At 28.3% G+C, this 11953-nt stretch carries 10 protein-coding genes; all 10 read right to left on the reverse strand.

Features of this window, described 5'->3' with window-relative positions:
• Positions 1–4: 4 nt before the first annotated feature.
• Entirely contained in the window at positions 5–373 is a 369-nt protein-coding gene (locus AVENP_RS08325) for a hypothetical protein (protein ID WP_128360146.1), read from the reverse strand.
• A gap of 12 nt (positions 374–385) precedes the next feature.
• Entirely contained in the window at positions 386–1519 is a 1134-nt protein-coding gene (locus tag AVENP_RS08330; RefSeq protein WP_128360147.1) for a flagellin N-terminal helical domain-containing protein, read from the reverse strand.
• Between the two features lie 13 nt (positions 1520–1532).
• Entirely contained in the window at positions 1533–3494 is a 1962-nt protein-coding gene (locus AVENP_RS08335; protein WP_128360148.1) for a flagellar hook-basal body complex protein, read from the reverse strand.
• A gap of 117 nt (positions 3495–3611) precedes the next feature.
• On the reverse strand, positions 3612–4364 hold the full coding sequence (locus AVENP_RS08340) for a flagellar hook capping FlgD N-terminal domain-containing protein (RefSeq protein WP_128360149.1): 753 nt from the start codon (positions 4362–4364) through the stop codon (positions 3612–3614).
• A gap of 84 nt (positions 4365–4448) precedes the next feature.
• Complete coding sequence (locus AVENP_RS08345; RefSeq protein ID WP_306461061.1) at positions 4449–5819, reverse strand: ArsS family sensor histidine kinase; 1371 nt, start codon at positions 5817–5819, stop codon at positions 4449–4451.
• Positions 5746–6432, reverse strand: coding sequence for a response regulator transcription factor (locus tag AVENP_RS08350; protein ID WP_128360151.1), 687 nt, complete (start codon positions 6430–6432; stop codon positions 5746–5748). The genes AVENP_RS08345 and AVENP_RS08350 overlap by 74 nt, the downstream gene beginning before the upstream one ends.
• A gap of 62 nt (positions 6433–6494) precedes the next feature.
• A complete protein-coding gene (locus AVENP_RS08355) occupies positions 6495–8726 on the reverse strand; it encodes an FtsK/SpoIIIE family DNA translocase (RefSeq protein WP_172664351.1) in 2232 nt (743 codons plus the stop codon).
• Between the two features lie 10 nt (positions 8727–8736).
• Positions 8737–9684 carry a UDP-3-O-(3-hydroxymyristoyl)glucosamine N-acyltransferase gene (gene lpxD / locus AVENP_RS08360; protein WP_128360153.1) on the reverse strand — a complete coding sequence of 316 codons (948 nt, stop codon included), beginning with the start codon at positions 9682–9684 and terminating at the stop codon, positions 8737–8739.
• 42 nt (positions 9685–9726) lie between these two features.
• Positions 9727–10224 carry an acetolactate synthase small subunit gene (ilvN, locus tag AVENP_RS08365; RefSeq protein ID WP_128360154.1) on the reverse strand — a complete coding sequence of 166 codons (498 nt, stop codon included), beginning with the start codon at positions 10222–10224 and terminating at the stop codon, positions 9727–9729.
• Positions 10224–11921, reverse strand: coding sequence for an acetolactate synthase large subunit (locus AVENP_RS08370; RefSeq protein WP_128360155.1), 1698 nt, complete (start codon positions 11919–11921; stop codon positions 10224–10226). The genes ilvN and AVENP_RS08370 overlap by 1 nt, the downstream gene beginning before the upstream one ends.
• Positions 11922–11953 lie beyond the last annotated feature (32 nt).

Consider the following 11953-nt stretch of genomic DNA (forward strand, 5'->3'; position numbering starts at 1 on the left):
ACTCCTAGTAAATTTTTTTGACATCAACAAAATCAATATAAGACATATTATCATCTAATATAAATCTATTTTCTATTGGATCTATTCCTAGAATTTCATAACATACTAAATATATTTTGTTATCATTTGTTGTTTGAATAGAGTTAACACTAAATTGTCTAAATTGTCTTCCATCTCTTAATCTACCATCCTCAACTACTCTATCTATGATATTTACAATATTTGTCATTGTTAATAAATTCATTGATTTTTGTAGTTTTAAAACCATTGATTCAAGGGCATCAAAATTTGTATTTTGATGATTATTCATAAAATAGCTATAACACTCAATTACTTGAGATTCTAAATTTTTCATTTCTATATTTGTTTTCAAGATAATCCTTTATTAATCTAAGTATTTAACTAAAGATAAGTTATTAACTTTATTTATTGTTGAATATAAAGCCGTATATGTATTTTCTAATGATTGTGATTCAACAGCAAGTGCTGTTAGGTCTGCTTTAGAAACTGATTCTTGTATAAGTTTAAAATTTGTTACTTTTGATTGAACAATAGATTGATAATTTTCTATTGAAGCAGTTCTTATTCCTAATTGAGAATGGGCTAAATTCACATTGTCATAAGCATTATCTATTTTCTCTGCTGAAGTTGATAATATAGTATTTGCTTCGTCTTCACTTATTGCATTACCATTTGAATCTTGTTGCTTTAGAGCATTTATTATTTCATCTAAATCATCAAATATTGAGCGTTTTGACTCTAGCGTGCTAGTTCCAGTATTTGTAGTTGTAAAAGTTCCATCACCATTATCTGTAATAGATAATGGAGTATTTGAACTATCTCCATTTAAATATAATCCATCAAAAGAACCATCATTATCTGTATCTAATAATTTATATTGATTGCCATTTTTATCTAAAACAATTTCATTTTCATTAAAAGTTAAATCTTCACCTGCTTGTGCCGTTTCATTTGTATGATATAAAAGTTCTATACCATTAACACCTTGAGTATTATAAGTGTTTGTTTCAACATTAACTGTTTTATTATCATTTGAAGATACATAAGAGACTTTTCCAGTTGTTTCATCTTTTACAAAAGGTTGAGTTGTTGTACTTTTTCCTGAAAAAAGATACTGATTATTAACAGTACTATTTGACAAAGAGTAAATAGTATCTTTTAATGATTCTAATTCATTTGCAATTGATTCTTTCCCATCACTATTTGTTGTAGCAGTTGTAGCTTTTAGTACTAAAGATTTTGCTGATTCTATAGAATCTTTTATGCTAGCAGCTGCTGTATCACTTGTGGTATTATAAGAACTAGATAATTTAATTCTATCAAGTATTGAACTATAAGAAGTTACACTATTGTTTACTGACAATATTTGATTATATTGTATAGAATCATCACTCCCATTTTGTAATGCTTTTTCACTACTTAAACCATAAGTTACTTTTTCATTTCTACTATTTAGTAAACTTAAATTGTACATAATTGTGTTAATTGAACTAACCATAATAAGCTCCTAATTATCTTTTTAAACCGATTAAAGTTTGTAAAAGTTCATCTGCTGTAGTAATTGATTTAGAGTTAGCTTCAAATGCTCTTTGAAATACCATTAAATTAACTAGACTCTCACTTAAATCAGCAGTACTTAACTCTAATGTTTGGCTTTCAACAGCTACTCCATTATTATTATTTACTGAATACATTGGGTTTCCACTATCTTTTGTTGCAGATAATAAATTATCTCCAACTGCTTCTAATCCAATATTATTTGTAAATTGTGCGACTGCAAGTTGTCCTACAACAAAATCAATACCATCTTGTTTCATAGTAATTACTCCACTATCATCAACTGAAAACTCACCTAAAGATGAATCAGTTAGACCTAAAGAGTTTAATTTTAATTGTAAAGATGATAAAGATGATGTTTGATCAACTGTTGAAATAATTTGCATGAATTCAGCATTAGCCCCAGTATTTCCACTTAAGTCAGTATTTTTTTCTTTTTTATAAGTAGTTCCACCATCATTAAATGAAATAACCCCAGAAAACTCTTCACCAGCATTTTTTGATTCAATTACTAATTTTCCATTTATTGTTTTTGCTTCAACTTGTGTTTGCAGTGTTGGATCTGCATTTATTTTTGAGATTAAATCTTCTATTGCTGTACTATAATCACTTATTGTATTATCAGTTGTTAGAGTAACACCGTTTAATGTAAAAGATACAGTATCTCCAGCATCAAAACTTAAAACATTACCATTATCATCACTTATAATATCAGCTGCTTCATATACATCTTGTTGATTTCCAGCAACGGCATTTTTTAAGGCTTCCATCGCACTTTTTACCCCCGCTTCACCACTTCCTTTTATTGCATTACTTAAAGTTGTTTTTGTTCCTGCTTGTTCTATTGATGAAGAAACTTCAGCAATATCACCAATTGTAAATGAAGTTCCTGGAATTATTGAGTCAATTTTAATAGATCCATTTAAAACATCAACATTTGAGGTACTTGCATTATTTGAAGAATCAACCGTATAAGCTTTAAGTCCAGTAATTTTAGAGATTTCATCTGCTAAAGATTTATAAGTTGCAACCCTACTAGATAATGCATTATATTCTTCATCAGTTGTAGTACCAGAAGTTGTAATACCAGCAGCATCCATTTCTGCTTTAAATGCAGTAGTTGCAGTTGTACTTACATAATTTTGAGTAACTTTACTTCCATTTATATATGCATAAATTTGATCATTTTCATTAGATAGTGAACTTACGCCAGTATTTGGATAATCAATTATATTACTTTGAGAACTTGATACACTACTGGTTTGATTAGGATTTGCAGCATAACTCTCTAGTGCACTCGTATAATTTCTAATTAATTCTTCAATATCAGAAAGCTTTGCCGATTGATTTTTTATTCCTGAACCGCTTAGTTCTGTGGAATCATTTTTTACACTAGCTGTATAATCAGACATTTTTGCAGCATAAGTTTCAATCTTATTTGAAAATTGAATCACTTGATTTCCAGCTATTTCACTAAAAGCATCTGTAAATGAATTAAGATTTGAATTTGTAGAAGTAACATTTAATGCGCTACTAACAGCCCATCCTTGAACTTCATTTCCTGAAGAATCTTGTAAGGTACCATTTGTACCCATTCTAAAATTTCCAGCTCTTGTATAGTAATTTTCCGATGTTCCTGAAAAATTTTTATTTGCAACAACAAAAAAACCATCACCATCTAATGCAACATCATAAGAAGAACCTGTAAGATTTAAACTCCCTTGTGTATACTGTTTCTCTGCACTTGTTACAGAGGCACCTTTTCCAATACTATCTTGATACATTAAATCTGCAAATGAAACCCTTGAAGCTTTATATCCAACTGTATTAACATTCGCGATATTATTTGATTCATTGTCCAATGCAGTTTGTTGAGCAGCAAGCCCAGCTATACCTGTCCATAATGCACTAATCATTTTAAATCCTTTATGATTAAATAGTGTTTTTCACTATATTAATCATAAAGTTTTAATGTAAATATGTGGTATCACCCAAATAAATACTTCTAATATTTAACAAACCATTAGTAACAGTTAGTAAATTTTGGTAATATTGCCATATGCAATTGTTTTTGCTTCACTTGAATATGCAGTTGCTGAATCTTGTGAATAAGATAAGGCTAATTTATTTTGACTAACAGATGAACCCCCACCACTAACTGAAACAACCATTTGATAATTTCCATTACTATTTTGTGCCATAGAAGCTGCCATTCCTGTAGTTTTAGAAATTTCTGTTGCTAAATCAGCATAGGTTTTATCATAAGTTGAAAAGTTATAAGTTTTTCCATCACTATTTGTAAGAGTAAGAGAACTATCTTCATTTGTAGAATCAACAATAGCAGAATCACTTGAAACTTCATTAAATGAATATACATCATAATAATTACTTATTTCATAAGCAGTTAAAGATATATTCCCATCCTTCATAGCAACCGATGAAACCTTATATTGCTTAGCATTTCCCTCATCATCTGTATCACCATTTTCAACGATATTTCCAATAATTGCTGCAGAATTAGATAATGCTGATTGCTCATAACTTGATTGTAAAGATGCCATAGCATCAACTGTAGCAGTATTTGCCTCAAGTGTCGATAATTGTAATTGAGTATTAAGCATAGAATCAGAATCAACAGTATTTGTTGGATCTTGATACTTTAATTCTGTTAACATTAAAGTTATAAAATCGTCACTTCCTAATGAATCATTACTAACAGCTGTAGTATATGAATTCCCATAAGCATCTGTTGAAGTGCTAGTTGTTACTGAACTTGTTGTTGACATAAGATACTCCTAATTGTATAGAATAATAAATTCTAACAGTTTGGGGTAAATATAGGGTATTAGAAGGTAAATAAATTGTAAATGTTAATTTAACTTAATTACAAAATTATGATAGTTATTTATATATTGGTATTCTAATTTATAGTTATGAATTTTAATAATATTATTTGAGATGTATAATCCAAGACCTAAACCAGAAGTTGAGTCTTCATATTCATGATTAAAAGGTTTATAGTATTCTTCTATATCTTTTTCTAATTTTTCCCCTTTATTAACTATTTTTATATAATCTTTTTCAATAAAAATTTGTGGATGTCCATTTGTATTATAAGTAATTGCATTATCAATTAAATTTTTTAATGCAATTGAGAACAATTCAAAATCAACATTTAAAACTAAATCATAATTATCTTCAATATCTATTTTATTATTATCAAGCAATAAAATATCAAAAGCTTGTTCTAATAAATCTATTACATGATATTTGTTTTTATCTAAAGAAATTTTTCCAGAAGTTAATTCTTCTATTTTTGCAAATTCACTTAATAAATACTCTAATCTTTGAAAAACTCTAATTAATATATGTTTTCTCTCACAATCATCATACATATCAGTAATTAATTTACCTTTAGTAATAGGAGTTTTTAATTCATGCATAATATTTCGTAAAAATAAATTTCTTGATTCTCTTAATTGCCTTAATTGTTTTACAGCATTTGCAAATTCATTTGAAACTTGTGAAATTTCGTCTTTTCCATCTGTTTTCATTGATATTGAGAAATTACCAGTTGATAACTTAATCATATTTTCTTTTAAAATAAGAAGTGGTTTTAACTTTTTCTGCAAAAATATTAAAAACCAAATCAATAGAACATCAATAATAACTAAGATAACTAACCAAAAACTTTTGAATTTATTTTCATCAAAATTATCAATTATAATAATGTTTTCTGGTCTAAAATCTGGGAAAGGACGAGGAGGAGGTCTATTTTCAAATCTAAATATATCAATAGGAGGTTTTTTTGTAAAAAAAGGCCACTCATGCATAGGCTTAAAATGTATATATTTTTTATTTTTATAATAAAAAATTTCTATTGGTTCATCTTCTTTATTAACTCTTTCACTACTTAATTCGATTAATGTACCTAATTTAACATCAGATATTTGAAGGTTAAGTGAAGATAACTTATCATTAATTTTTTCATTAGATAACTCTTCTATTCTTGACTCTTCAATGATTTTTATCGAAGAAAAATATTTTTTCATTTGTAATACATTATTTGAATTATATTCAAGAACAAACTGAATACCTATTATTAAATTTATAATAGTTAATATAATTAAAAAAAATAAATTTATCTGAAAAAAAATAGAATGTTTTTTATTGATTAACCAATTTATAACCAACTCCTCGAATAGATAAAATATGTTTTGGTTTTTTTGTATTTTCTTCAATTTTACTTCGAACTCGACCTATTAAAACATCTATACTTTTATATGAGCTTTCATATTTTATAGACTCAACATTTGTAAGTAACTCTTGTCTTGAAACAACTAAACCATTTTTTTGTATTAAATATTGTAGAATATAATATTCTGCATTGGTTAATTCTAATAATTCATCATCTTTATATATTTCCATTCTAGATTCATCAAATCTAAAAATATCTTTTTTATTTAATTCGACATTATTTTCAATTATTTGATGATTACATCTTTTTAAAATTGATTTAATTCTTAAGATTAATTCTTGAGTATCGTATGGTTTTGCCATAAAATCATCAGCACCAAAAGAAAAACAGGCTATTTTATCACCTAAGTAAGATCTTGCAGATGAGATAATAATGGGAGTATCATGTCTTTGTCTAATCATTTTACAAACCTCAATACCATCAATATTTGGTAATGATAAATCTAAGATTATCAAATCGTATCTTTTTATATTTAAAGCAGAGATTCCAAGTTCTGGTGTCTCAAAATTAGTTATTTTTATATTATATTGGTTCAAATAGTTTGTTAGAATCGATGCTAACTCACTATCATCTTCTATCATTAAAATATCAATCAAAGTTACTCCTTATTTACATTTCAAATTATATTATGTTAATGTAAATAAAAAGTAACATTCATTTAAAGAAGGATTTCTCTATTGCCTTTGGCATTAACTTCAGATAAAACACCAGTTTGTTCTAGCTGCTCTACAATAGTTGCAGCTCTGTTATAACCAATTCTTAATCTTCTTTGAATATATGAAATAGAAGTTTTTTTCTCAGTTATTACAACCTCTTTTGCATCTTCATATAATTCATCAAGTTCAATATTATCAGAGTTGTTTGAGCTACTACTTCCACTGCTTGAACTAGAGGCTCTATCTTTAATGAAATTCATATCATAAGAAACTTCCCTTTGGTCTTTTAAGAATTCTACTACTTTTTCAATTTCAGTTTCTGTTGACCAAGGGGCATGAATTCTTACAAGTCCAGACATTCCAGGAGGTGTAAATAACATATCTCCTCGACCTAAAAGTGACTCAGCGCCCATTGAATCTAAGATAATTTTAGAATCTATTTTTTGCCCTACTTTATAAGATAACCTACTTGGTAAATTAGCTTTAATAAGTCCCGTTACAACGTCAACGGATGGTCTTTGAGTTGCTACAATTAAGTGAATACCAGAAGCTCTTGCCATTTGTGCAAGTCGTGCTATTGAATACTCAACATCTTTTCCACTTGTCATCATTAAGTCAGCTAACTCATCAATAACTACAACTATATAAGGCATAGTATCATAACCCTCTTTTTGGGCTTTTTCATTGTAGTTTTCAATGTTTTTAGTTTTTGTTTTTGACATTAATGTATAACGTCGCTCCATTTCTGAAACCATGTTTGCTAAAGCATTTATAGCATCCGCTGCTTTTGTAATAACTGGAGTTAAAAGATGTGGAATATCATTGTACATTGAAAACTCAAGCATTTTTGGGTCAATCATCACAAGTCTTAAATTATCTGGAGAGTTTTTATAAAGCAATGACAAAATCATTGAATTAATTCCCACAGATTTTCCACTTCCTGTAGTTCCTGCTATTAATAAGTGAGGAAGTTTTTTTAAATCTGTAATAAATGGTTTACCAACTATATCTTTTCCTAAAATCATTGTTAAAGGAGATTTTGAGTTTTGGAAAATTTCACTATCAAGCATCTCTTTTAAATAAATAGTTTGTGTATCTTCATTTGGTACTTCAATTCCCACAACATCTTTTCCAGGAATTGGAGCTTGAATCCTAATAGTTTGAGCTTTTAAAGCCATTGCTAAATCATCTTGAAGACCTAAAATCTTTGATACTTTTACATTTGGAGCTGGCTTAAACTCAAAAGTTGTAACAACAGGACCTGTATAAGTTCGTACAACATCACCATCAATTTTGAACATTGCTAATTTATCAAGTAAATCTGCAATTTTCTGATCAATAAAAGCTTCTGATACTTTTGATTTATTATCTTTTGGTGAATCTTGAAAAAACGAAGTTGGTGGCAATTTGAAATTTTTTGGTTTTTCAGTTTTACCTAATTCAATTTGATCTAATAATTTTTTATTTTCTTCAAGTTCTTCAACAATTATATTATGTGTTTCAAAACTTGCTTCTTCAACTTTTTCAATCGTTTTTTCAACAATTTCTTCTTTAAATAATGAATTTTGAAAGAATTCTTCTTCTTTTATCTCTTCCATTTTTTCTAAAATAATTGGGATATTTTTCTTTGAATTATTTTCAACAATCTTCATTTCTGAGATATTTCTATCTAATTTCTTTTCAATATTATTATAAACTGCTTGATTAATATCTTCAGCTCTTTTTTCTCTTTTTTTATTTTCTATTTTTTTAATATCTAAACTATTTTTTAGTTTTATTTTATTTCTAAGCCTATGTAAATCTTTCATTTCAAATTCAGAATTTTCAAATAAAACTATAACAGAAATTATAAAACCAACTAAAACGAAGAAATATAGTCCAGCAAGTCCAATAATTGGGCTTAAACTATCAACTAAAATATTTCCTATTTCTCCTCTATGATAAGGATTTTCTACAATTAATGCTTGAAAAATCAAAGATACAAAAAGTAATAAAAATATAACTAAAATATTTAAAACTAAATCCTTTTGCTCTATATTTTTAAAATTTACTATATATAAAATGTAGATAAATAAAAATAAACTTACATAAGATAAATACCCAAAATATCTATGTGAATAATCTGAAAAAACATATCCAACATTTCCAACAACATCTTGACCACTTACAAAAGTGGAAAATTGGAAATAAATAATGATAAATAAAAAAATTAGTGATATGATTTTCTTTGCTATAATAAAGCCTTTATTTTAATAAATTTGATATTTTTCCTTGTAATTTAAGCCATTGTCTATGCTCAAATAAAGGAAAACCTGCCCATGATTTTTTAGGTTCTGTAATACTTTTCGTAACTCCACCACGAGCTGCAATTGTTGTAAATGCTGCAATTTCTAAATGTCCAGCTGCTGCACTTTGTCCCCCCATTACAACATAAGCATTTAAAACAGTTGAACCAGATAATCCAACTTGTGCAACTAGAATTGAACCTCTTCCAATTTTACAATTGTGTCCAATATGAACTAAATTATCAATTCTAACACCATTTTCAATAATTGTAGAATTAAATACAGCTCTATCTATTGTTGTGTTTGCACCAATTTCAACATCATTTCCTATTGTTACATTACCATTTTGATATATTTTGATATATTTTCCATCTTTAGTATTAGCAAATCCAAAACCATCACTTCCAATTACTGTTCCTGCATGAATAATACAATCATTTCCAATTGTACAATCTCTATAAACTGTAACATTAGGATAAATAATAGTGTTATTACCTATTTTTACATTATCCCCGATATATGCTCCAGCCATAATAGTGCAATCACTTCCGATAACCGAATCTTTTCCAATATAAACATTTGGCATAACTTTTGTTCCGCCACCAACTAATGGTTTTTCACCATCTATTTCTACAACATTTGGAGCAAAAAGTTTACTTATTTTTGCTAAATTCAAATACGGTTCATCACAAACTAAAGCAATAGCACCAGAGGGAACTTCACTTGCATTCTCCCGTGTAACTAAAACAGCTGCAGCTTTTGTATTTTTTAAATCGCTGATATATTTTTTATTTTCTAAAAAGGTAAGTTGATTTTCATTTGAATCTAGTAAAGTGTTTAAACCTGTAATCTCTTTTTCATCTTGGCAATCTATGCCAATAAATTCTGCAATCTCTTGAAGAGTCATTTTTTATCCTTATATTTAAGAATAAGATAAGAGTTTAAACTCTTATCTTTCCATCGCTACTATTCCACTTCTTACAACTTCAAGTGGATTAAATTTTTGCATAACTTTTATAAAATTCATAATTCTAGCACTTGAATCAGTTGCTGAAACAATGATTGAATCATCAGTTACATTTTGAATACTTCCATGATATGCTCGTGCAATTACATCAATATCTGAAAGATTATTGTCAATTGAGAATTTCATTAAAACTGTATCTTTTTCAATAACATTTTTATGTTCATTTACTCTTAATACTGGAATTAATTTATTTAATTGTTTAACAATTTGATCTATCACTCTTTTATCACCAGTTGTTACAATTGTCATTCTTGAGTATTGACTATCTGTAATTGGTGCTACTGTTAAAGAATCAATATTATAACCTCGTGCTGAAAATAATCCAACAATTCTTGATAAAACATTATGTTCATTTAAGACAATAACTGAAATTACTTGTCTTGTTGTTTCTGAATCGTAATAATGGTTAAAATTGTTCATTATTTTCCTCCTTCAATTAATGTCATTTCATTTAATGCATGGCCGTTTGGAACCATTGGTAATACCTCTTCATTTCTAGCAACTACAACTTCTATCATTGCAGGTCTTTTTTTCTCAAGAGCATCTTTTAAAGCTATATCAAACTCTTCTTTTGTTGTAACTCTATAACCTACTCCTCCAAAAGCTTCAATAAGCATTTTAAAGTTTGGTTGAGCTGATAAATCAGTTTCAGAAAGTCTATTTCCATAAAACATTGTTTGCCATTGTCTTACCATTCCTAAATAATTATTATTTAAAATAATATTAATAACTGGTAATTCATACTCAACACAAGTCATAAGCTCTTGAATATTCATCAAGATTGATCCATCACCTGTGAAGTTAATTGCAACTTTATCAGTTCCTTTTAAAGCTCGTGCAACTCCCATAGCAGCTGGTAATCCAAATCCCATAGTTCCTAATCCACCAGATGTAATCCATTGTCTTGGATATGAAAATGGATAAAATTGTGCTGTCCACATTTGATGTTGTCCAACATCAGTAGAAACAACAGCTCTTGCTCCTAAAAGATGCCCTACTCTTTGAATTGGCCATTGAGGTTTAATAACTTCATTTGAATCAATAAATCTTAGAGGTTCTTTTTCTCTATAATCTCTTAATAATTCAACCCAATTTGTATAATCATTAAATTCATTTTCATCAATTGCTTCAATCATAGCTTTAACTGTGATTTTTAAATCTCCAACAATTGGAAAATCAGGAACAACTAATTTTGCAATTGATGTTGGGTCAATATCAACATGAATAACTTTTGCTTTTGATGCAAATTCATCAAGTCTTCCAGTTACCCTATCATCAAATCTAGCACCTAAAGAGATTAATAAATCTGTTTCATGGGCTGCCATATTTGCTGCAAACTCTCCATGCATTCCTAACATTCCAAAGAATAATGGATTTTCATCACCCATTACACCTCTTGCCATTAATGTTTCAACAGCTGGAATATTTAATTTTTTTGCTAATTCTCTAATTTCAAATGCACAATTTGATAAAACTGCTCCACCACCAACATATAATAGTGGTTTTTTTGCATTTGAAATAGCTTCCATCGCTCTTTTTAACTGTTTTTTATTGTAATTAACAGTTGGTTTGTATGTTGGTAAATTTATCTCACTTGGATAAATAAATTCACCCATTTCTGCTGTAATATCTTTTGGGATATCAACATGCACGGGTCCTGGTCTTCCAGTACTTGCTATATGAAACGCCTCTTTAATAATTCTTGGTAAATCTTCAAGTCTATTAACTAAATAATTATGTTTTGTACAAGGTCTTGAAATTCCAACGGCATCAATTTCTTGAAAACCATCTGAACCAATAATTGTAGTTGGAACTTGTCCTGAAATCACAACCAATGGAATAGAATCCATATAAGCATCTGCTAATCCTGTTACTGCATTTGTAAATCCAGGACCTGAAGTTACTATTGAAACTCCAACTCTTCCTGTTGCTCTTGCATAACCTTCTGCTGCAATTATTGAAGCTTGTTCGTGTCTATTTAGAATGTGTTGAAAATAATTTTGTTTATATATTTCATCATAGACGTTCATAATAGCGCCTCCAGGGTATCCAAATACTACTTCAACCCCTTCTTGATGTAATGATTCTACAACCATTTTTGCGCCAGTCATTCTCATGATAATTCTCCGTTTTTCTAAAAATAAGTATT

The organism is Arcobacter venerupis, from assembly GCF_013201665.1.
GTDB classification, from domain to species: Bacteria; Campylobacterota; Campylobacteria; order Campylobacterales; family Arcobacteraceae; genus Aliarcobacter; species Aliarcobacter venerupis.

What these genes read in the sequence shown, in the direction of transcription:
- AVENP_RS08330 (WP_128360147.1), bottom strand. Translation starts at nt 1,519, where the DNA reads ATGGTTAGTTCAATTAACACAATTATGTACAATTTAAGTTTACTAAAT.
- AVENP_RS08335 (WP_128360148.1), bottom strand. Translation starts at nt 3,494, where the DNA reads ATGATTAGTGCATTATGGACAGGTATAGCTGGGCTTGCTGCTCAACAA.
- AVENP_RS08340 (WP_128360149.1), bottom strand. Translation starts at nt 4,364, where the DNA reads ATGTCAACAACAAGTTCAGTAACAACTAGCACTTCAACAGATGCTTAT.
- lpxD (WP_128360153.1), bottom strand. Translation starts at nt 9,684, where the DNA reads ATGACTCTTCAAGAGATTGCAGAATTTATTGGCATAGATTGCCAAGAT.
- ilvN (WP_128360154.1), bottom strand. Translation starts at nt 10,224, where the DNA reads ATGAACAATTTTAACCATTATTACGATTCAGAAACAACAAGACAAGTA.
- AVENP_RS08370 (WP_128360155.1), bottom strand. Translation starts at nt 11,921, where the DNA reads ATGAGAATGACTGGCGCAAAAATGGTTGTAGAATCATTACATCAAGAA.